General features: G+C 46.3%; 24 protein-coding genes. 11 read left to right on the top strand and 13 right to left on the bottom strand.

Features of this window, described 5'->3' with window-relative positions:
- Positions 1–107: 107 nt before the first annotated feature.
- The 5 genes from pepP to MY523_RS13775 all read left to right on the top strand — a co-directional run bounded on the left by pepP (position 108) and on the right by MY523_RS13775 (position 4,558).
- Positions 108–1,427: a Xaa-Pro aminopeptidase gene (gene pepP, locus MY523_RS13795; RefSeq protein ID WP_250655275.1), complete on the top strand. Its 1,320-nt coding sequence runs from the start codon at positions 108–110 to the stop codon at positions 1,425–1,427.
- Positions 1,428–1,507: 80 nt separating this feature from the next.
- Complete coding sequence (gene ubiH / locus MY523_RS13790; RefSeq protein ID WP_250655274.1) at positions 1,508–2,782, top strand: 2-octaprenyl-6-methoxyphenyl hydroxylase; 1,275 nt, start codon at positions 1,508–1,510, stop codon at positions 2,780–2,782.
- Positions 2,779–4,047 (top strand): UbiH/UbiF/VisC/COQ6 family ubiquinone biosynthesis hydroxylase, encoded by a 1,269-nt coding sequence (locus MY523_RS13785; protein ID WP_250655273.1) that lies wholly within the window; start codon positions 2,779–2,781, stop codon positions 4,045–4,047. Before ubiH ends, MY523_RS13785 begins: the two co-directional genes overlap by 4 nt.
- A gap of 45 nt (positions 4,048–4,092) precedes the next feature.
- On the top strand, positions 4,093–4,332 hold the full coding sequence (locus MY523_RS13780) for a DUF4160 domain-containing protein (RefSeq protein ID WP_250655272.1): 240 nt from the start codon (positions 4,093–4,095) through the stop codon (positions 4,330–4,332).
- A complete protein-coding gene (locus MY523_RS13775; protein WP_250655271.1) occupies positions 4,292–4,558 on the top strand; it encodes a DUF2442 domain-containing protein in 267 nt (88 codons plus the stop codon). Before MY523_RS13780 ends, MY523_RS13775 begins: the two co-directional genes overlap by 41 nt.
- 28 nt (positions 4,559–4,586) lie before the next feature.
- Here MY523_RS13775 and MY523_RS13770 read toward each other — a convergent pair whose 3' ends face one another.
- From MY523_RS13770 to ubiE, 10 genes are all read right to left on the bottom strand, one after another.
- Entirely contained in the window at positions 4,587–5,372 is a 786-nt protein-coding gene (locus MY523_RS13770; RefSeq protein ID WP_250655270.1) for a metallophosphoesterase, read from the bottom strand.
- Positions 5,373–5,382: 10 nt separating this feature from the next.
- Complete coding sequence (locus MY523_RS13765; protein WP_250655269.1) at positions 5,383–6,090, bottom strand: 16S rRNA (uracil(1498)-N(3))-methyltransferase; 708 nt, start codon at positions 6,088–6,090, stop codon at positions 5,383–5,385.
- A gap of 37 nt (positions 6,091–6,127) precedes the next feature.
- The gene (gene tatC, locus MY523_RS13760) at positions 6,128–6,955 is read right to left on the bottom strand and encodes a twin-arginine translocase subunit TatC (RefSeq protein WP_250655268.1); all 828 of its coding nucleotides are present in this window, start codon (positions 6,953–6,955) and stop codon (positions 6,128–6,130) included.
- 27 nt (positions 6,956–6,982) lie between these two features.
- Positions 6,983–7,372: a Sec-independent protein translocase protein TatB gene (tatB, locus tag MY523_RS13755; protein ID WP_250655267.1), complete on the bottom strand. Its 390-nt coding sequence runs from the start codon at positions 7,370–7,372 to the stop codon at positions 6,983–6,985.
- Positions 7,373–7,395: 23 nt separating this feature from the next.
- Positions 7,396–7,620 (bottom strand): Sec-independent protein translocase subunit TatA, encoded by a 225-nt coding sequence (gene tatA / locus MY523_RS13750; RefSeq protein ID WP_250655266.1) that lies wholly within the window; start codon positions 7,618–7,620, stop codon positions 7,396–7,398.
- A gap of 254 nt (positions 7,621–7,874) precedes the next feature.
- Positions 7,875–8,207, bottom strand: coding sequence for a phosphoribosyl-ATP diphosphatase (locus MY523_RS13745; RefSeq protein WP_250655265.1), 333 nt, complete (start codon positions 8,205–8,207; stop codon positions 7,875–7,877).
- Between the two features lie 52 nt (positions 8,208–8,259).
- Entirely contained in the window at positions 8,260–8,667 is a 408-nt protein-coding gene (gene hisI, locus MY523_RS13740) for a phosphoribosyl-AMP cyclohydrolase (protein WP_250655264.1), read from the bottom strand.
- Between the two features lie 4 nt (positions 8,668–8,671).
- A complete protein-coding gene (gene ubiB, locus MY523_RS13735; RefSeq protein ID WP_250655263.1) occupies positions 8,672–10,312 on the bottom strand; it encodes a ubiquinone biosynthesis regulatory protein kinase UbiB in 1,641 nt (546 codons plus the stop codon).
- A 106-nt stretch (positions 10,313–10,418) separates the two neighbouring features.
- Positions 10,419–11,087 carry a ubiquinone biosynthesis accessory factor UbiJ gene (locus MY523_RS13730; protein WP_250655262.1) on the bottom strand — a complete coding sequence of 223 codons (669 nt, stop codon included), beginning with the start codon at positions 11,085–11,087 and terminating at the stop codon, positions 10,419–10,421.
- A gap of 1 nt (position 11,088) precedes the next feature.
- Positions 11,089–11,880 (bottom strand): bifunctional demethylmenaquinone methyltransferase/2-methoxy-6-polyprenyl-1,4-benzoquinol methylase UbiE, encoded by a 792-nt coding sequence (gene ubiE, locus MY523_RS13725; protein WP_250655261.1) that lies wholly within the window; start codon positions 11,878–11,880, stop codon positions 11,089–11,091.
- A 337-nt stretch (positions 11,881–12,217) separates the two neighbouring features.
- On the opposite strand from ubiE, the gene MY523_RS13720 reads away from it, so the two are divergent.
- The 3 genes from MY523_RS13720 to MY523_RS13710 all read left to right on the top strand — a co-directional run bounded on the left by MY523_RS13720 (position 12,218) and on the right by MY523_RS13710 (position 15,355).
- Positions 12,218–12,502 carry a polyhydroxyalkanoic acid system family protein gene (locus MY523_RS13720; protein WP_250655260.1) on the top strand — a complete coding sequence of 95 codons (285 nt, stop codon included), beginning with the start codon at positions 12,218–12,220 and terminating at the stop codon, positions 12,500–12,502.
- Between the two features lie 309 nt (positions 12,503–12,811).
- Positions 12,812–14,641 carry a long-chain-acyl-CoA synthetase gene (locus tag MY523_RS13715; RefSeq protein ID WP_250655259.1) on the top strand — a complete coding sequence of 610 codons (1,830 nt, stop codon included), beginning with the start codon at positions 12,812–12,814 and terminating at the stop codon, positions 14,639–14,641.
- Positions 14,642–14,986: 345 nt separating this feature from the next.
- A complete protein-coding gene (locus tag MY523_RS13710; protein ID WP_250655258.1) occupies positions 14,987–15,355 on the top strand; it encodes a hypothetical protein in 369 nt (122 codons plus the stop codon).
- A gap of 73 nt (positions 15,356–15,428) precedes the next feature.
- Here MY523_RS13710 and MY523_RS13705 read toward each other — a convergent pair whose 3' ends face one another.
- The 3 genes from MY523_RS13705 to MY523_RS13695 all read right to left on the bottom strand — a co-directional run bounded on the left by MY523_RS13705 (position 15,429) and on the right by MY523_RS13695 (position 18,144).
- Positions 15,429–16,232 (bottom strand): crotonase/enoyl-CoA hydratase family protein, encoded by an 804-nt coding sequence (locus MY523_RS13705; RefSeq protein WP_250655257.1) that lies wholly within the window; start codon positions 16,230–16,232, stop codon positions 15,429–15,431.
- Between the two features lie 48 nt (positions 16,233–16,280).
- On the bottom strand, positions 16,281–17,060 hold the full coding sequence (locus MY523_RS13700; RefSeq protein WP_250655256.1) for a DUF8198 family protein: 780 nt from the start codon (positions 17,058–17,060) through the stop codon (positions 16,281–16,283).
- Between the two features lie 151 nt (positions 17,061–17,211).
- A complete protein-coding gene (locus MY523_RS13695) occupies positions 17,212–18,144 on the bottom strand; it encodes an alpha/beta fold hydrolase (RefSeq protein WP_250655255.1) in 933 nt (310 codons plus the stop codon).
- 503 nt (positions 18,145–18,647) lie between these two features.
- Here MY523_RS13695 and MY523_RS13690 point away from each other — a divergent pair.
- The 3 genes from MY523_RS13690 (at position 18,648) to MY523_RS13680 (ending at position 21,442) form a co-directional block, all read left to right on the top strand.
- Positions 18,648–20,156, top strand: coding sequence for a wax ester/triacylglycerol synthase family O-acyltransferase (locus MY523_RS13690; protein ID WP_250655254.1), 1,509 nt, complete (start codon positions 18,648–18,650; stop codon positions 20,154–20,156).
- A 99-nt stretch (positions 20,157–20,255) separates the two neighbouring features.
- Positions 20,256–21,023, top strand: a complete 768-nt coding sequence (locus tag MY523_RS13685; RefSeq protein ID WP_250655253.1) for a substrate-binding periplasmic protein — start codon at positions 20,256–20,258, stop codon at positions 21,021–21,023.
- Between the two features lie 140 nt (positions 21,024–21,163).
- A complete protein-coding gene (locus MY523_RS13680) occupies positions 21,164–21,442 on the top strand; it encodes a hypothetical protein (protein ID WP_250655252.1) in 279 nt (92 codons plus the stop codon).
- Positions 21,443–21,457: the final 15 nt, after the last annotated feature.

Raw genomic sequence — 21,457 nt, 5'->3', positions numbered from 1 at the left:
AAAGCATTCGCGGCAGCAGTCGTGGTATAAAGGCCTCATAACAATAATTTGTCAATCAGCCTGCAACACGCAGGGTAAGCCACCTGATCTTTAGGACATTCAATTTTATGGGCATCTCTCTCAAAGAGTATTCTAAACGACGAACAAACCTTATTCAGCAGATGGGCCATAACTGTATCGCCATTCTGCCTGCGGCACCGGTAAAGTCGCGAAACCGGGATGTAGACTACCCATTTCGCCAGAGTAGTGACTTTCAATATTTAACCGGGTTTTCTGAGCCTGATGCCGTGCTGGTGTTAGTGCCTGGACGTGAGCATGGTGAGAGCATTCTGTTCTGTAAAGAAAGGGACGTTGAGAAAGAACTGTGGGACGGGGTGATTATTGGCCCTGAACGAGCGCCTGAAATGTTTGGTGTCGATGATGCGTTTCCAATAGGTGATATAGATGACATTTTGCCAGGCATGATCGAGGGCACTGAAAAGGTGTTCTACTCCATGGGGCTTGATGCTCAGTTTGACAGCCGGTTAATGGAGTGGATTAACGTTATTCGTAGCAAAGTTAGAAATGGCGCTCATCCACCGGGTGAGTTTGTTGCGCTTGAGCACTTTCTTCATGACATGAGGTTGTTCAAAAGCGCAGGTGAGATCAAAGTCATGGCAAAGGCGGCTGAAATCAGTGCCGAGGCACACAAGAATGCCATGCAAAAATGTCGGCCCGGGCAATATGAATATCAGCTAGAGGCGGAAATTGTTCATACCTTTATGGATGCGGGAAGTCGTTCTCCTGCCTATTCGTCGATTGTTGGTGGCGGCGATAATGGCTGTATTTTGCATTACATTGAAAACGATGCAAAGCTGAAAGATGGGGATCTGGTGCTCATTGATGCAGGGTGCGAGCTAGACTGCTATGCATCGGATATTACGCGCACATTTCCTGTCAACGGCCGATTTTCCGACGAGCAAAAAGCACTCTATGACACGGTTCTGAATGCTCAAAAGGCGGCTATTGCAGAGGTTAAGCCCGGTAATCACTGGAACCACCCCCATGAGGCAGCGGTTCGCGCCATTGTAGAAGGTTTGGTCGAGCATGGTTTGCTGCAAGGCGATATTGAGACGCTGATTGAAGAAGAGAGTTATAAGCCTTTTTATATGCACCGCACAGGTCATTGGCTGGGAATGGACGTGCATGACGTTGGAGAATACAAGGTTGGTGGTGAGTGGCGGGTGTTAGAGCCTGGTATGGTGCTAACTGTTGAGCCGGGCCTATATGTTTCTCCTAATTGTGAAGAGGTAGACCCTCGCTGGAGAGGGATTGGCATTCGCATAGAAGATGATGTTGTCGTTACTAAAGAGGGGGCTCGTGTTCTTTCTGACGGTGTTCCCAAAGAGATTGCTGAAATTGAAGCGTTGATGGCACATAACGCCTGAAATGGGTCGGTTCACACGGAAGTATGTGGTGAGTATAGTCAGCAGCAGACATAGCATGCAAACAGAGCAGGTAGCATAGAGTGAATAGTCATTATGATGTGGTTATAATCGGTGGCGGAATGGTTGGGGCCAGTCTGGCCATGGCGCTGAAAAACACCGCGCTAAAAGTAGCGGTGATCGAGCCTTACCCTATTCCAGATGCTCGAGGGGAGGGCTATCAACCGAGTTATGATGCTCGCTCAACGGCACTTTCCTGGGGGAGCCGGCTTGTTTATCAACAGCTTGGTCTTTGGGAAAAACTGTCTGAGCATGTTACACCGATCAAGAAAATCCATGTTTCAGATCGTGGTCGGTTTGGGGCAACCCGCCTGGCCGCTAAAGATTACCACGTTGAGGCATTGGGGTATGTCGTTCCCAATGAGTGGATTGGCATGACGCTGATCTCTGCACTGAAAACAGAGCCCAATGTCGACTTTATTTGCCCGGCTAGAGTAGAAGGGCTTAAGCGTAGCGAGCAATCCACCTGCATTACGTTATCGAAGCAGAATCCGGAAACCGGTGAGTATGATCTTGAGCCGCAAAGCGTGACCGCTAATTTGGTTGTTATTGCAGACGGCGGCCGTTCTGAAACCTGTCAAAAATTAGGGATTGAGATCCAGACTGAATCCTATGGTCAGCATGCGTTGGTTACCAATGTGACCACGTCAAAGCATCATGGCTATGAAGCCTTCGAGCGGTTCACCGAAAACGGGCCTATGGCTATGTTGCCATTGGGAGAGTCTGACGGAGCAAGTGTTGGTTGCACTGATGCGCGATGCGCGTTGGTCTGGACGCTCCCGGAGGATGAAATAGACGCAGTGATGGCAATGCCTGATGCTGAGTTTATGGCGCTTTTACAGACTCGATTTGGCTACCGGTTAGGAAAAATAGAGCAAGTGGGTACGCGGCATCATTACCCATTAAAGCTATCCCAGGCTGCTGAGCAGGTACGTGCGGGTATTGTGGTCGTCGGTAATGCCGCTCATGCGTTACATCCGGTTGCTGGTCAGGGCTATAATCTGGCCCTCAGAGGGGTTGTTGCGTTAGCAGAGCTGGTATCGGAAGCTGCCGGAAAGGGCGAGAACATTGGCGCGTTACCAGTATTGCAGCGATATATTAATGGTCGCTATGCCGATCAAGACAAAACGATACTCTTCAGCGATAAAATTACTCGGTTATTTGGTGACACCAGTGCCGGGGTTGGATTGCTAAGAGATATGGGGCTGGTGGGGCTGGATATACTACCGGGAGCCAAGCGACTATTTGCACGGCAAGCGATGGGCTTGGGCGGAACAGAGGCAAAAATTTCATCATGAGTGAGACTATACAATCGTACGATATTGTCATTGTGGGGGGCGGAATGGTTGGCGCTACGCTTGCCTGTGCGCTTTCCAGAACCTCATATCGGGTTGCTGTTGTAGAGGGGCAGCCACTGGATCAGTTGCTGAATGGCATGAGGGGCGCTGGCCACGGGGGTAGCGCTGATAATGAATCTGTCGACCAATATGACCCCAGAGTGAGCGCGCTTACCGTTGCCTCTCAGTCCTTCCTTGAAAATTTGGGTGTTTGGCCGAGAATACTAGAGAAACGAGTCAGCCCATATCAGGAGATGAAGGTGTGGGACGGTGAGGGAACCGCCAGTATTGAGTTCTCAGCTGCCGAACTATACCAACCTGCTTTAGGACATATAGTTGAAAATGGCGTAACAGTCGCCTCTCTATATGAGCAGTTGCAGGCTGACGATAAAATAGCATTGTTGACGGGAGAACGGATACGGCAGGTTGAACTAAAAGGTAACCGCCCGGAATTATTATTGGAAAGCGGGCTGCAGTTGAATGCAACGCTAGTTGTCGCGGCAGATGGCGCGAACTCGCTTATTCGTAAAGTTTCCGGATTGCCCACTCGCGAGTGGGATTATCAGCACCATGCTATTGTTGCCACGGTGAAAACCGAAAAAAGCAATGAACAGACTGCATGGCAACGCTTTATGGCAACAGGTCCATTAGCCTTTTTGCCGTTGTCGGTAAAGAGTGGTGATTCACATTATTCATCGATAGTTTGGTCGTCGACGCCTGAGCGCGCCAAGGCCCTCATGTCTTTGAATGAAGAGCAGTTTTGCGACGAACTAGGGCGCAGTTTTGAACATCGTCTGGGGAGCATAGAAGGCGTATCTAAGCGTTATAGTTTTCCCCTTCGGCAGCGCCATGCCAAAAAGTATGTTACCTCTAATATAGCACTGGTGGGCGATGCGGCACATACGATCCATCCTCTTGCAGGGCAAGGTGTAAATCTGGGCTTGCAGGATGTTGCCGTGCTGGCTGACGAGTTGATTAAAGCGTCACACAGAGGTTTATTGGCGAACGATCAGCTAATGCTTAAGCGCTATCAGCGTCGTCGTATGGGGCCAAACCTGGCGATGATGGGGTTGATGGAAGGTTTTAAACAGTTATTTGCGCAGGACTCTCTGACTGTGCGCCTGTTAAGGAATACCGGTATGCGCTGGTTCAACGGGCAATCCTTTCTTAAAAACCAAGTGGTTTCGCAGGCAATGGGGTTGGATCTAAAAGTACCGGAGATTTAGCGCCAGACTATAACTTGATACGGATTATCTTAACCAAGGAGTGGTATGAGTCCGACAGTATTTAGAGAAAACGGATATAGGTTTTTCTTTTTCTCAAGAGAAGAGGAAAGAATGCACGTTCATATTATTTCAGGTGATGGGGAAGCAAAATACTGGCTTGAGCCTGAAATTGAATTAGCTAAAAACTATGCTTACACTAACAGGCAACTCAAAGAGATCGAAACATTGATAGAGGCGCATTGCAATGAACTCATTAGCGCATGGAAAAAACACTTCAGCGATTGAAGTTACTAATATATCGACGCATGGGATATGGCTTCTTGTTCGTGATAAAGAAGTATTTATATCATATGAAGACTTTCCTTGGTTCAAGGGGCAGACTGTTGAATCTATTATCAATGTTGAAGAACAGGGGCATCATCATTTTTATTGGCCTGATATTGATGTTGACTTAACACTCGAATCAATAGAAAACCCTGACCGGTTTCCCCTTAAAGCCAAGCCCATTTAGTCTAAGGTATCGGCGCGTTGGCAAAGTCCTAGATCGTTAAACAAAGCTCAGGATTAAACTGTGTCTTTTCACGCTGATAGCCTAGCTGGTTAGACACTATTCGAGTCTTGCCTATCGTGTAGTCAACGTTAAAGTGGGTATGGCCAAATAGCCACAAATCAGGCGTTTGTTCTACGATAAAATCAGTTAAGTTATTTACAAAGTACGGGTTGAGTTCATCTCCCATATACTCGGGGCTAACGCACTTTTGATCTGGCCCAAAATGGGTGCAGATTACTTTCTTCATGGTGGTAGGGCATTCAGTCAGCTCGCGGTTTAGCCATTCAAAATGCTGGTTAAATAACTGCCTCGTATTGATCGCCTGAATCAGGCCATCTTCAAAGTCTATCGCTCTATAGTCTGCCAGCTTCCTTTGTGCGGCCTGCAATGCCCAGGGCATCTCTTCTTCTCCATGCAACAGGAAGTTGCTCCAAAGAGTGCAACCAAAAAAACGGACGCCTTTAATATCCACATGCGCCTGTTGCAGCAGTGTAATATCGAACTTATTGCATATTTCCGGGAGTTCTTCGTTTAATGTCTGGTAGTGGCTACCATAGTATTCATGGTTACCGGGGATATAGAGTATCGGCTGTTTAAACCGGCGCCTAAAGGCGGAAAATGTTTGCTCAAACTTGTTTTTTGTTTTGTGATAGCGGTTGGTAATATCGCCTGCCAGTACGATGACATCTGCATCAGCAGGAAGTGAAGGAACAGGGACTGCGCCTCGGCTGAGTTCAATATGGAGGTCTGAGGCCAAGGCAATACGAATAGTCATGTGAATACGCTTAAAATAGCTTTGAAAGAAGAACCGGCACAGCGGTTTCGGTTCTTAATATACGTTCGCCGAGGCTAACAGGGGTAAACCCGGAGGCTATTAACTTATCGACTTCGTAGGGAATAAACCCGCCTTCAGGGCCAATGGCCAGTGTTGTTTGCTGGCTAACCTGAGTTGGGCAACCTTGGCTGCCGGAAGGGTGTGCAATCAAACGCAGAGAATTATTGGCAATGTCTGGCAGTTCATCTTCAACAAACGGCTTAAACCGCTTTCTCAAATGGATATTGGGGAGCTGGGTGTCCATTGCCTGCTCTAAGCCTAACACGACATTTTCCAGTAGTTTGCCTTCTGTCAGCCAGGGGGATTGCCAAAAGCTTTTTTCGACTTTATATGAATTGATAAAGTAAAGCTCCTTTACCCCCATGGTAGCAATCGTTTGAATGATTCGTTTAACCATTTTGGGGCGGGGCAGGGCGATAATGAGGGTGACTGGCAGTGGTGCGGGGGGCTGTCTGTTCCAGTTGATTTCAAGTTCAGCCGATAGGGGCGTGAGTTGTGTGACTGTTGCTTCGCCAAGCATTCCGTTAACTTGTCCGACTGAAATGCAGTCGCCCAGTTTAATATCGAGAACTTCTTGCAGATGCCTCAGCCGACGGTCAGTGAGTGTCGCTGAGCAGGGTGAGGTTAAATCCTCTTCAAAAAGCAGTGCGATATTCATAGTGGGTATAGTGAGTTAGGCCAGTTGCAGCAAGTGTCTAGCCTATCCGGTTCTCTTCTTCATGTTCTGGCGGGTTGCGGTTCTCAACCATCCGGCTAAAAAATACACCAATTTCGAACAGAAGCCACATTGGAACAGCTAGCAGGGTTTGGGATATCACATCAGGAGGCGTTAATAGCATGCCGACAACAAAACAGCCGACAACAATGTAAGGCCTTTTATTGCTCAGGCTTTTTGACGAAGTGGCACCTGTGGCGACCATTATGACGGTGGCAATCGGTATCTCAAACGCCAGCCCGAATGCAAAGAATAGTTTTAGCACAAAGTCCAGGTACTTGCTGATGTCTGTCATGACTGTCACCCCTTCGGGGCCAGCGCTTGTGAAGAAACCAAAAACCAGAGGAAATACAACGTAATAGGCGAACAACACACCCAAATAGAATAGAAATACGCTGGATATCAACAGTGGTATCGCCAGCTGCTTTTCATGTTTGTAAAGTGCTGGTGCAACAAAGCGCCAGAACTGAAACAGGATAAATGGCATGGCCAAAAAGATGGCCATAACCAGTGTTAATTTGAAGGGCGTTAAAAATGGCGACGCAACGTCGGTTGCGATCATTGATGTGCCTTCCGGCAGATAGACTCGCAGTGGTTCAGAAATAACCAGATAAAAGTCGTTGGCAAAATAGTAGAGCCCCAGAAAAATGGCCAACACCACAAGTACTGACTTGAGTATACGATCCCGAAGTTCAATCAAGTGCTGAATGAGCGGTTGCTGCTGCTCTACTGCCGCTTCATTTAACTCTGCAGACGATTTATCTACAGGTTTTTGATTACCGGTGTTTGGTGATGACGAGTTGGTCATTTACTTCAGGGTCTTCCTGTTAGTCAATTAAGAGTCTTTCGAGATCGAAGGTTTGGGGGGAGGGGCAGTTGAAGCCGTTGCGGTTTTAGTTGTAGCTGCAGGTGCGATGTCTAGTCTTTCAGCAGATACATCTTTATTGACCATATGTTTGAACTCTTCTGCTTTATCCAGGGCAGATTGAATGGTCTGTTGTACTTCTTCAACTTTTATATCATCTCCGGCTTGCTGAATCCTCTCTCTGAGTTCTTCAGCTTTTAGCTGCCGGTCGACCTCTTCGGTTAGGTTGCTCGCCATGCGCTTCGCTTTGCCAACCCATCTGCCAGCCGTTCTGGCGGCATGCGGCAACCGTTCTGGGCCTAATACCAGAAGCGCAAGCACAGCAATCAGTACTAATTCAAGAAAACCAATATCAAACATAGTGATGCTCGAGTGAACGGACGTTAGCTTTTAGGTTTTTCTTCTTCAACCTTTTCGACTTTTGCGTCGATCACTTCGTTAGCATCTTTCTCAATTGGCTTGTTCTTTTCCTCATCTGTTACCGCTTTTTTAAAGCCTTTTACTGCTCCGCCCAAGTCAGAACCAATGTTGCGCAGCTTCTTGGTGCCAAATAACAACATTACAATTACCAGAACAATTACCAGCTGCCAAATACTAATGCCACCCATCAGGTTACTCTCCTAAAACAATCTAATTTCTTTATCTACTGAAGGCTTCTCTTTGTATGATCAGCAGATAACAGTTACTTCATTGTACACCAAATAGTTCGCCAAGAGTCGTTTGTCATCAATGATGATGTTATTGCTCTTTGGAATATTGTTGTATTTCACGTGCCGCCATTTTGCCGTAGAAGGCATGAGGACGTTATGACCTCCGTCAAGCAACGCATGCCGTTGTTTTTTCAGGCCGTGCACAGGCTTATCTATTTGGCACTTCTTGAGGCTTTTTCTTCCAGGCCTGAAAGATCAAATCTACGCTCCAGCTCGTCTAATATGGCGTCAGGGCCTACCTCAAGGTGAGATAGCATTACCAGGCTGTGGAACCATAAATCTGCGGTTTCGTAGATAAGATCGCTGGTATCGCCGGAACGCTCTGAGTCTTTAGCCGCAAGAATGGTTTCAGTGCACTCTTCGCCCACTTTCTCAAGGATTTTGTTTAACCCTTTTTTGTGAAGGCTGGAAACGTATGAGCTTTCAGCATCTGCTTTTTTTCTTTGTTCCAGAACTTTTGCGAGCTCTTTTAGTACGTCGGTCATTCTCTCTATTCCATAAAATCGCTGAACTAAGTTTCGCGAGGCATGCTGTTGTTTATGCCTTGTAGATATCGTTAGGATCTTTTAACACCGGCTCAACCGCTTGCCACTCATTGTTGTTCAGTTGTTGGTAAAAGCAGCTACGTCGGCCGGTATGGCAGGCAATATCGCCCAGTTGCTCAACCTTAAGCAAAATTACGTCAGCGTCACAGTCGAGTCTTATATCATGCAGTTGTTGAACATGGCCTGATGACTCACCTTTGCGCCATAGCGATTGCCGTGATCTAGACCAGTAAATGGCACGTTTTTCTTCAACGGTAAGGGCTAAAGATTCACGGTTCATCCATGCCATCATAAGTACTTCGCCGGTTTTATGATCCTGGGCGATAGCGGGCACTAGACCATCTTCTGTCCACTTGATTTTGTCTAGCCATGCTACGTTGTTTAATGCTTTCTCTGTCATATTGCTATTTTCGCTTGATAAGAAAATAAAATCCAATGCCTGCCAACAACCAGCTTTGGCCTGGAAGCTCTCGAAGCCAGTCCACAGCCACCGCATTTTGGCTGAATATGGCGGCACCAAATGCCAGGGTGGCAATCCAGTAATCTTTGTTAACGCCCTGGTTGGTGTGTATCTCTTCTTTCAGGGCTTTAATGCTGCGTTCCTGATTTTGGCTGAAACTATCCAGGCTTTTAACCTGCTGGATCGCATCATAAACCATTTGAGGCAACTCGGGGGTTTGTTCCAGCCAGCTGGGTATGTGTTGCTTGACGTTTTTCCATAAACCGGGAGGAGCAATACGCTGCTTCATCCAGTCCTCTAAAAAAGGTTGTGCAGTGCTCCACAGGTCGAGGTCAGGGTAGAGCTGGCGGCCAAGGCCTTCTATATTCAGGAGAGTTTTTTGTAGCAGTACGAGCTGGGGCTGTACTTCCATATTAAAGCGGCGGGCGGTTTGAAAGAGTCTCAGCAGAACCTGACCAAATGAAATATCCTTAAGCGGCTTTTCAAAAATAGGTTCGCAAACCGTGCGTATTGCAGACTCGAACTCATTCACGGGAGTATCTTCAGGCACCCAGCCTGATGAGATATGAAGCTCTGCAACCTGTCTGTAATCGCGGTTAAAAAATGCGAGCAGGTTGCGCGCCAGATAGCTTTGATCGTCAGGGGTCAGGGTGCCGACAATACCAAAGTCAATTGCGATATATTGTGGGTCATCAGGGTTCTCTACATTGACGAAGATATTGCCAGGGTGCATATCGGCATGAAAGAAGCTGTCTCTGAATACCTGGGTAAAGAATATATCGACCCCTTTTTCCGCCAGCTTTTTCAGGTTGGTACCGTGAGCATTCAGTGTATCGACATCGGCAACCGGAATTCCATATACCCTCTCCATGACCAGAACATCGGTATTGGTGTAATCCCAGAAAATTTCTGGCATATAAATTAAACTGGAGTTATCAAAATTGCGTCTTAGCTGCGAGGCATTGGCGGCTTCTCGTTGTAAATCAAGCTCGTCAAAGATGGTTTTTTCGTAGTCGCTAACAATGTCTACTGGGTGCAGTCTCTTGCCATCTTCCCAATATTTTTCTGCCAGACCTGCAACAAGAAACATCAGCGCAATATCTTGATGAATGACGCGAGTAATACCCGGCCTAATCACCTTGACGACCACTTGTTTGCCATCTTGCAATTGAGCCGCATGAACCTGAGCAATAGATGCGGAGGCAAGCGGGTTAATATCAAATGAGAGAAATATATCGTCGGTAGACTGTTTAAGGGCCTGTTCCACAATGTTCTTGGCGGTTTCTCCCGAGAAAGGCGCAACGTTATCCTGAAGCGATTTCAGCTCAACTGCAATGTCATCTGGCAGCAGGTCTCTGCGGGTAGATAGTATTTGGCCAAACTTTATAAATATTGGTCCCAGCTCTTCAAGGGCGTATCTAATTCGCGCGCCTCGCGGTTGTTGAGGTTTTGGAAACAGGTGCCAAGGGGCCAGAATAAACAGCAGTCTCAGGTAGAGGGGGAGGTGGGTAAGGGGAAGAAACTCATCGAGTCGATATTTTCCAATAACCCAGATGATTTTTATTAGTCGTTGAATGCGTGACACAGGCTACTCGTTAATTGGTTGGCGATGCTGAACAGGTGATCTCTGTAGTCGTTATGGTGATCTCTGTAGTCGTTATGGTGGTATCTATGGTCATGTTTGATAGCGGCTAGGATGCGCTTTCTTCACTCAAAATAGCGTTGTTTAATTTTGCCAGGCGAGCCTCCAGCCGTTCTGTAGATAGGCGGAGTTGATCAATTTGAGCAAACTGCTCCTGCAACTCAATTCGGTTGGGAAGTAAGCGGCTCTCTTCATGCAAGTGTTCTTCTATATTGGCGGTAAGGCTTTGCTGTGCCTGCTTGCCCCACGAGAAACCCTGGCGGAGCTTTTGTCCGATAAAGTGAGCAGGAATATCACCGATAATGTCTGCTAATGCACTCTCCCAGTCAATATTCAGTTCGGCCAACAGCGATTGAAACCTCTGTGCGACCTCTGCATTACCCAGTAGCTTAATATCGCCAGACCGAACCAGGCTGTTTTTATCGTCTTCAAATACTAGGCGCGATAGAGATAAAGGGGAGCCTTCGATGGTGACGTCAATTTCGCTATCGGTATATTTATCATCGTTGCTGGAGATGATTAGTTGATCGTTGCAGGCATTAACCGTGACTGACACATCAATCGGATGCAACGAAACTTTGACAACTGAACCGTCAAGCTCTTTTACCTTAATGAGCGCTGCGGAATCCAGCGCCAGGGTTTTGTTAACAAGAGCCTCTGCTGCAGCGGCAGCCGCTGTGATTAGCGAAGGGTCAATCCTCATTCCGTCTACCTTCATGCTAAGGCTTAACTCCGGTGTGTAATGCCACAATGCCACCGGTCATGTTGTGGTAGCAGCAGTTAACCAGCCCCGCCTGCTCCATCATGCCCTTTAGCGTTTCCTGATCCGGGTGCATGCGAATGGATTCGGCAAGGTACTTGTAGCTTTCAGAGTCACCGGCAATGAGTTTACCCATCGCTGGAAGTGCTGTGAAAGAGTATAGGTCATAGGCTTTGGTCAACAGCGGGTTTTCCGGCTTGGAAAACTCCAGCACCAGCAGCTTTCCACCGGGTTTCAGCACGCGCGTGATTGAGCGTAACGCTTTATCCTTATCGGTCACGTTTCTTAATCCAAACGCGATGGTCACACAATTAAAGTGATTGTCCGGGAACGGGAGTTCCTCTGCATTGGCTTGAACAACTTCAATGTTCGACGTATATCCGCGATCCATCAGCCTGTCTCGGCCGACTTTTAGCATGGACTCGTTAATATCAGCCAGTACCACTGTGCCTTCAGGGCCAACAATGTCAGAGAATTTCATGGTCAGGTCGCCGGTGCCACCGGCAAGATCAAGCACTTTATGCCCTTTTCTTACGCCACTTAACTCAATGGTGAAGCGCTTCCAGAGACGGTGTATTCCCATCGACATAAGATCGTTCATAACGTCATATTTGCTTGCGACGGAATGAAACACATCTGCCACATGGTTTACTTTATCTTCTACTTTTACTTGTCGATAACCGAAGTGGGTTTTATCGTCAGCTTTTCGCTCGGTCGATGAAGATGCTTCAGGTACGTGGGTATTAGACATTTGGGCCTCTGTTGGCGTTCTCATCATCAAAGTCATTAATTGGGTTATATTCTAACGTCACATTCCGGCAATGTCTTTTTTTATGTCAATTTTGGAATACAATAGTGCAATAATTTGCTTTCCAGGTGTGCTCAGCGGCAGCACTTGGCCAGTAACATGCCCTTTAGGTGTATTTAGCACTGGGCGCTACAAACCTTCACTGACTATCTATTTGTGTGTTGAGTATCGTATAACCGAAACAGCCGGCTTGAATGTCTGATTTGGTTTAGGCGTCGGGTTAGTTTAAAGTGTTTGAATAGTAAGATGCTGAATTATTTATTTAAATTATAGGAGTTGTATGTCCGTCATAGATATTACCCGCCATCATACCTTGAATCACAGTGATGCTATTGCGACAGCGGATGATTTGGCAAAGAGTTTATCCGAGAGGTTTGATGTTAGTTATTCCTGGGACGGTGATACGCTGACCTTTAAACGAAGCGGTGCCAAAGGTAAGCTAACAGTTGAACCGACGACCATTCATGTGAAAATGGAGCTGGGTTTTTTGCTTAGACCTTTTAAAGGCCGCATTGAGCAGGAAATTCACAATCACCTGGATGGGTTGCTGGAAGAGGGTGAGTAGTCTTCTTCTAGCTGGTCAGATCTTGCTGGTCGGATCTTGCTGGTTCTAGCTGGCCAGATATGGTCTCGTGCGGTTGTTAGTGATCGTTGTGCGGCCTGCATTGTTAGCAAATGCATCGTAGTAATCAGCGCCGATAGTAATAGATATAGCAAGACTTAAAAATAAAACAGTTAACCGTAAAAAGTTGCTCTTTAGACTGGTCGAATAGTCACAGATGCCATTGATGCAATAATGGTTTGATTATACTCTCGGCCAGTTTTTAACAGGGATAGAACGCCCCTCTGATAATAATTAAAGAATGGAGATACCATGAGCCAGTCCGATGTCATTACCCTACCTAAATTCCTCTCTAGAATACCTGGCTTATTAGCTAATTTGCCAGGCACGATCAAAGGCGTAAGAATTGGTAATAATACCAATAAAACCAAACCTGTAGGGCTTGGGCTATGTATTGAAGAGGCTGTAAAAAAGAACCCGAATGGCCACGCGCTGATCTATAAAGACACCTTCATAACATACAGTGAATACAACGCCTGGGCTAACCGCATCGCTCATTACTTGTTAGGCAAAGGGGTGAAAAAAGGCGATACCGTTGCGATTCTAATTGAGAACAGACCTGAGCTATTTGCCTGTGTGGCTGCTTGTGCAAAGATTGGAGCAACCAATGCATTGATTAACACTTCTCAGCGAGGAAAAGTGTTAACGCACAGTATTAATCTGGTCAGCCCCAAACTGGCGATTGTTGGTGAGGAACTGGTAGACGCATTTGACGAAGTAAAAAGTGACTTAGTTGTGCCTGAAGAGAGTCACTACTTTCTTGCCGATCAGGATACTTTAAAAGAGCCGGGTAAAGCGCCAAAAGGCTGGAAGAATCTCGCCACTGAAATTCACGGATTCTCTGAAAGTAATCTCCCGGAAACTCAGAAAATCTATAGTGAAGACCCTTGTTTCTATATTTATACATCGGGTACTACAGGGTTACCTAAGGCCGTAATCTTTAATCATGGACGGTTTATGAAAGCATACGGCGCTTTCGGCTACGGTGCGTTACGGCTGAATACATCTGACAGAATGTATGTCACTTTGCCGTTTTATCATGCGACGGCGATGGCTGTATGCTGGGGCTCAATCTTAGCTGGGAAGTCAGGATTAATTATTGCCCGCAAGTTCAGCGCAAGCCGCTTTTGGGATGACATTCGTCGTTATGATGCCACTGCGTTTGGTTATGTAGGAGAGTTGTGTCGCTACCTGATGGATCAGCCGGCCAAGCCTAATGACCTCGACAACAAAATCCGTGTTGTTGTGGGTAATGGCCTGCGACCTAGCATTTGGAAGTCATTTAAAGACCGTTTCGGCATCGAGCGGGTCATGGAGCTTTACGCATCGAGTGAAGGTAATATTGGTTTCACCAATGTTTTGAATTTTGATAATACCGTGGGTATATCCCCATTTCCTTATGCGATTGTTGAGTATGACAAAGAGGCCGAAGCACCTGTTAGAGGTAAAGATGGCTTTATGCGTAAGGTGAAGAAAGGCGGGGCGGGTTTATTGATTGGTGAAATCACTGAAAAGACCCCTTTTCATGGTTACACAGACCCGAAGAAAACAGAAGAGTGCATTTTGCGCGATGTATTCAAAAAAGGGGATGCATGGTTCAACACCGGCGACTTGATGCGAGACTTGGGCTTTAAGCACGCACAGTTTGTTGACCGTTTGGGAGATACGTTTAGATGGAAAGGTGAGAATGTATCGACTACTGAAGTAGAGCATATTGTTGATAGCTGTACTCACGTCAGTGAAACCGTGGTTTATGGTGTTGAAATCCCGGAAACGAATGGTCGTGCGGGTATGGCATCTATTCGCCTGGACTGTGAAGAGTCGGAATTTGACTTTAAATCATTACTGGATCACCTAAAGCAAGAGCTGCCTCATTATGCGATACCGGTTTTTATTCGCCTCAGTGGAGGAATGGAAACCACAGGTACGTTTAAGCATAAAAAAGCGCCGCTAAAAGATGCTGGCTTTGATCTTAACAAGCAGGATAACCCGGTCTACGTATGGCTGCCTAAAGCTGATTCATACGTGCCGCTCACGGCCGATATCCAGAAAGATATTGAGTCTGGCGAGTATCGTTATTAATTAGCCTCCGTTTGGCAAAACACCCATTGTTACTACTTCACTCCTGGCAGAAGTGGTAATAGTGGGTTTCTTTATAGGGCTATACGAGTTCTTTCCCTGAACTATATATCTTGCTCCTCATACCTCCACCAATTCAAAACGACCCAGCGCTCTTGCGGGTCGTTGAGCCTTTATTCCTCTGTTATCTCAATCTGCATTGGAAAAACTGCTTACCAACTCAATACCAAAATTTACGTTTATTAACGGTGATATTGAGTCTTCTTTCATAAACTGGTAGATGAAGTGGTCATTTTTTGGTCGTTTAGTGCGGCTGATCAGGTGACTATGATTATGTTGGAGTCTCTGATGAAAAGAAAACAAAGCCTTTGCTCACTCGCTGCCGGACTGCTCTTGGCGTTGCTGTCACTCACTGTTAATGCCACGGAGTCAGCGTCTGCAGCAGATGCCATTCTACTGGCAGAGTGCGGTGGTTTCTTCAATGCTTACGGAACGTTAGTAGGGCGGACTGATTTAAGTTCAACCGGAAACCGACTTGCAGCAAAAGTGCTGAATCGTGAGAAAGATGTACGGTCACTGGCTGTGAGTTTTGAGCGGGGTAGTGAGTTTGCTGGAGATTGGCATGACTCAAATGAGAAAGAGGTTGTTGTTGACTACATCCAGATGTGTTCACGGGTGGTGAGCCGCAATATCGATTACTTGAAATCGGCTTCCTGAATACTCTTTGGCCAAATTCGGCTACTCTCCGAACCGGGAGGGCATAGCCTCCCATGTTCTGTTATGGCAGCGACTATTTTGAACGCTTTTTGAACGCCATTGGATTTTTTTCTTTAGGGTTGTTCTGGCTAATGGATGCCCGTTGGTTCCAGCGGCCAATCAACTGTTTTTGCAGTTTTGTTTCCCACCATAGCGCGACCTTTTCGGTAGCCGTCCAGGTTTCGTTAAACAGCTTCTTGGCATTTGCAATGGCGTCAGGTGAGCGCTTTGATATCTCTTTTGCAAACGCAAGTGCATCGTCAAACGGTTTTTCTGATACGTGAGAAACAAGCCCCATTTCTTTAGCCTCATTGCCGTCAAAAATACGGGCGGTCATAGTAAGCTCTTTAGCCAAATCAATCGGTATAAGCTCCCTCAGGGTAATGCTTCCGCTCATGTCGGGAATCAGGCCCCATTTCATTTCCATAATAGAAAACTCACAATCCGGCATGGTGTAGCGGAAGTCTGCGCCTAACGCAATTTGAAAGCCGCCACCCCAACATTTGCCCTGAGTAACAGCAATAACCGGTACTGGAACCTGTCGCCAGAGGTAGCCTACATCCTGCGCCAGATTTGAAATCTTTCGCCCTGGTTTGATCAACAGCTTAGCGGCTGCCAGAGGGTTTTTCATAATGCTTTTTACGTCTAACCCGGAGCAAAAGGCATTGCCTTCGCCGCGCAGAATAACTGCTCTGATGTCTCGGTTTTTTGCTAGTTTCTTAGCTGTTTTGGCCAACCCTTCAAACATCGGCATATCAAGCGCGTTGAGTTTATCGGGGCGGTTCATGGTGACAACAGCAATGTTATCGACAATCTCTAGGGTGACGCGTTCGTTCATGGTGAGTCCTGTAATAAATCTAGTCAAAAGGCTGCAATCTAATAGGCATTAGGGTACTTGGCTGGCAGAGCTAGCCAGGCTTTGCTTTTTCGAATGAGTCAAACTTAACGGAGAGGGTTTATCGTTGTAAATATCGTCCAGAATAGCACTCTCTCTGCTGATAATGAGTTCCAGAAGTTCGTCAACGCCACCCATTTGGTGGAAGGCACTGAAGCCCCGCCGTAGAAAACTATGCAGGTTTCCCAGTCCTGCCATCTCGGCTGGAGAGCGAGTCATTTTAAGTGTGAGTCGTACCAAGCGGCTTCGCACGTAAACATCAAGGTCATTACCGATGTTGGCAATGAGCTGTGTCTGGTGCACTCTTAGGCTTTTATTGTTGCATAGCCGATAAGCTTCGCAGTATGACTCTTCTGTAATCTCGTTCACATTTAACTGGTTGAAGAGCACATCTGCGAGCTTATGATCGAGCTGCTGCGTCAGTAAATTGAGCTCCACCAAAAGGCCAACAGTATATATTAGATTGTCTGGAAGCAGTTTCACTGCTACCGGGAAGATTCGCTCAAGATCATCGTCTCTCTGAGTAAACTCTTTTGGGGCATACAGATCCTTTAACAGGAACTCAAGGCCTTCATGGTAGCGCGGATTCTGATATAAGTCCTGATGGGTGAATTTTAGGCGTTCTGCCTGCCAATGGCTTAATTTCTCCATTTCGGCTTCAAGCGAAGTATCATCGCGGTAACGGAAGTTATGGTAGTCGAGCAGGAGTTGTCGTAGTCGTTCAGCGTTGTCGCTTCTAACTTTTGTGTTTAATAGTTTTTCCTTGGACATCTGGTTTCCCTGAATATGCAGAGCGATTCCTAATCATACATCGGAATATTGAACGGGTATTCTACACTATTGTTGAATATTCAGCAGAGCGGAGTGGGCTTTAATGAGGTTGGATATTTAAACGTAAGCGGTGGATAGATTAAAGGCCGCGCTAGAGAGCGGCCTTTAATCTTGGTTCTGACATCATATCAAGCGTCGGTAGCCACTCATGGCTATCCAGCGTAATAAAGTGACTTGATGCTTCAGTCTCGATAATTCTGACTGAGTTGGGGCTGTTTTCAGCACTGGTCAGCATCGCTGCCCGGTCAAGAATTCGGTCAACCTTAGGAATAAGGAAGGTACCGTGGTTGATATGCTTATAAACGTCGAAGGAGGTTTTCTCCGTCCACTCCATGATATTTTCAATATTTCGTACGATGGTTAAATGATCTTTAGTCGCAGTAAACAACTTATTCAACAACTGCTTTTTGCGGGCATTCATTTTACCAAAGAAGCTCTGCCCATAGGACGATGAGGGTGTGCTATTTATAAAACGTATTACCCAAGGCCACATTCCGTGGCTTACAGGTTCCAGTAATGCATTGACCAAGGGGTGAAGCTGGCCCTGTGGCAATACTGACGCTTCTAATACAATATCCGCATTTTTATACAGTTCAGGGCGCTGTCTTATGGCTTCCAACACCACTGCGCCACCACGAGAGTGCCCGTGCACGCGCACGTTGTCAGTTGTTGGTAGATTCTCCATTGCCTGGTTTAAGATGCTTGCATCATACTCGATTGTGGCTTCCAGCGACTTTATAGGTACTTCCCAAGGCGCAGGCTCAGGCGAAGGGCCGCTAACGGGTATGTGATAGTTGCTACAGGTGAGCAAGATTAATTCAGTGGTGGCGTCTTGGTAGGATTGGGTGAAGTAGCAGTGATTCTCAAGAAAACCATGTACCCCAATAACGGTGTTTTCTGCTTTTCCGCTGTGGTTTCTTACGGAAACAGCACCTTTTCCAACAGTGTACACCCTACCGGAAAACATCTCGGTATAGGTTTGGTCGATAGACTTAATTAGCTTTCGGGCATGAATGGCCTTCATTAAGCTTCCTCCCCAAATTTGGGTAACAGATTTCGTGCCTTACAACATGGCACGTACATACGTCTCTGAGCTTCAGACCAATCCGTTACATCATAATTATTATTAGTGGCCGAACATCACTGTGAGGGAAATATATACCTCGTTATCATTATATTTTAATAGTGTTGCTAAAATGACGCCACACTAATCTATAATACTTTGGTCTAAGTGTGCAATTTTTAACCTGACTTTGTGATATTCGTATCATTTGAGTTCTTTCATGCATGAGCGACTTCATTAAGAACCTGCTCTAACACTATGAATTGATTATAGGATAGGAAATTGCACGATTGTGTTATTTTTTGTTACTGAAAAAACAGCGCCTTTTTTATAACTTTTGAGGGACTTGATCTGCCAAGGGTATAGGTTCATATTGCATGGGCTAGGCGTGAACAAATGTGGTGATCTCTATATTCGGGAGGTTGCCATTAATAATTATAACGAATAACAACAAGGAGACCGGCATGAGCACTGAAGCTAACGAACCGATAAGCGGCGTCGATATTGCTTGGTTAAGAATGGATACACCCACAAATCTAATGGTCATTAATTCGATGCTCATTATTGAGAGTATCGACTTTGAAGAGTTTAAGAGAACGGTTAGAAATCGCTTTTTAGCGTATAGTCGGTTTAAAAAACGGCCAGTGTGTCACTCCGGTCAGTATTATTGGGAGCCGGACCCTTATTTTGATTTGGATAATCATGTCCATAAAGTTGCGTTGACCGGTAATGCAGACAAGGCCGCGCTGCAAGCGTATCTTGCTGATCAGTTAAGTGTTGCATTTGATCCTTCCAAGCCATTATGGCAAATACACTTTGTCGAAAACTATGTCGATGGCGTAGCTGCAATTCTGCGGATTCACCACTGCTATGCCGATGGCATTTCGCTAGTGTCTGTATTTCACGCCATCACTGACCAAAGCCCGAATGTTAAACCATTTTCAGGGCCTGACGTGGTGGCTAGAGCGAATGTCAGCGCTACAGAAGCAGGGAATGACGAAAGTATTGAGCCTGAATCTTTTAGCGCTGATGAGCTATATCCCTGGCCTCTTTACCAGCAGTTTATTGATAATGCGATCCACTGGGTTGAGAGGTACACACGTGTTGGACTAAAAGCCTCTGAAGAGAGTGTCCACCTGCTCAGAGACCCTGAAATTGTTAAAACATACGCAAATGACTGTCTAAAAGTCGTATCAGAGGTGGGCAAGCTGGCGCTGTTGCCACCAGACCCCAAAACGTCTCTCAAAGGCTCACTAGGCGCAAGGAAAAAATGCGCCTGGTCTGAGCCGGTGTCGCTGGACTATATTAAATCAGTCGCACAAGGTTTGGGCTGCAAAATTAACGACTTGCTGATGTCATGTGTTGCCGGTGCGCTGCGTGAGAAAATGAAGGAGTCTGGTGATGATGTGGAAGGCCATACGATACATGTGACTGTCCCGGTCAATATCAGGCCATCTAAAGGCGCGAAAGGGGCAAACGAGCTGGGTAATTATTTTGGTACGGTTTTTGTGCCCCTTCCTGTCGGCATCGCAAACCCAATTGAACGGGTTTATAAGCTCAAACACGATATGATTGAACTGAAAAAATCATTTCAACCGGGGGTTTCATTTGGCTTGCTATTTGCTGCCGGGTTGATGCCTAAACAAGTGCAAAAACCTTTGATGGATGTGTTTGCTAAAAAAACCAGTGCAGTGATGTCAAACGTTCCAGGTACTAAAGAACCCAGATATTTAGCGGGTGCAAGGATTAAAGAGCAAATGTTCTGGGTGCCACAAACAGGCGGAGTCGGTCTGGGGTTAAGTATTATCAGTTACGGAGGGCAAGTTCAGTTTGGCCTGATTGGTGATGCCAAGCTATTTCCCGATCCTGAGAAGATTGTGCGCCGGTGTGTTGAACATATTGAGCACCATCGCTTTGACTTTTCGTTAGTTGATTCAGATAACTATGGAAAGGAAAAAACGAAGGTATCATAGCCGCCGAGTGGTTGTTTATAAGCAGCTAACGGGGTGTTAAAAGTAAAATGTCTTAATTAATGAGGCATTGTTAATAATATTAATAAGAGTTAAATGCCCGTGAATAATCAAAAAAACCTTTCTGCACTGGCAAGTCTGCTGGTATTGCTGTTGAGTTTAACGGGGTCGCCTTATGTGTTGGCCGAGCCGCTGAAATTGGCCACTGCAAGTTGGCCTCCCTACATTGGCCGAGACCTTCCCAATCAGGGGATGGCTGTCGATATCGTCACCAAAGCGTTTGAAGATGCAGGTATTGAAACAAACGTTGTAATGCTGCCGACGTGGGCTCAAGTCAGAGAAGGGGTTGAGGCTGGAGTGTATGACGTGATTCTGGGATATTGGTACTCAGACGAACGGGCTCGCTTTCACCTCTATAGCGACCCGTTTATTGTCAATCGCCTTAACTTTATTAAACGTAAAAATAGCCCTACAACGTTTCAGTCGCTTGATGACATCGAAGGGCTTATGGTTGCAACCGTTCATGACTATGCGTACGGCAATGAATTCGAGTCTCACCCTGGCATCTATCAAATAAAGAACAATCATGTAATACAGGCGCTGCTCACGTTGTTGGAAGGCCGCGCTGATCTGGCATTGGGTGACTTTTGGGTTATGCGGCACGAGTTAAAGAGCTATATGCCGAGCAAGCTAAAAGAGCTTGAGGTGTTGCCTAAACCGTTAACGGAAAAAGGGCTACACATTACTGTTAGCCTCTATAACAAAGATGGACCGTCTATCATTACTGCGTTTAATGAAAAAATTGCCTTGATGAAGCAAAAAGGAGAGTTGGCTCAAATAGTTAAGACACATCAACAGTATTATGAGTAAAGCGTTGTTTACGCAATCTCTTTGCTAATAATGGGCAAACGTTTTTATTCTGCTTTATTCTGCACAGCCTTTCTGCCTGGCTTGAACTACACTCTAGGGAAGTGTTTTATTTGTCCCTCGAGCGGGGTTTGGAGGCTGCCATGCAACTATCCGACGATGCACTAACAAATCATGAGGTTACAGTCTGTCTTAAGGGCGGGGCCGTTCTTGGCCCATTTAACGCAGCCTGGAGCAAAGAGCACAGTGGGGATGTCAGGGCTCTGAGCCGGGAGTTTGATGAGTTTCTTAATGGAGGACAGCAATCTCGTTTTAAGTTTCACCTTCATGACACCTACAGCAACAGTGTTCATACATTAATTCTCCGGTTCGAGAATGTGATGGCTATTTATGATCATGTAAAGCTACGCGGTGCAGGATAGCTCGAGTCTACTTGC

It is taken from the genome of Alkalimarinus coralli, assembly GCF_023650515.1.
In the GTDB taxonomy this organism is placed as follows: Bacteria; Pseudomonadota; Gammaproteobacteria; order Pseudomonadales; family Oleiphilaceae; genus Alkalimarinus; species Alkalimarinus coralli.
Note: the sequence above shows the minus strand (reverse complement) of the source record. Positions and strands in the feature narration are given on the sequence as shown.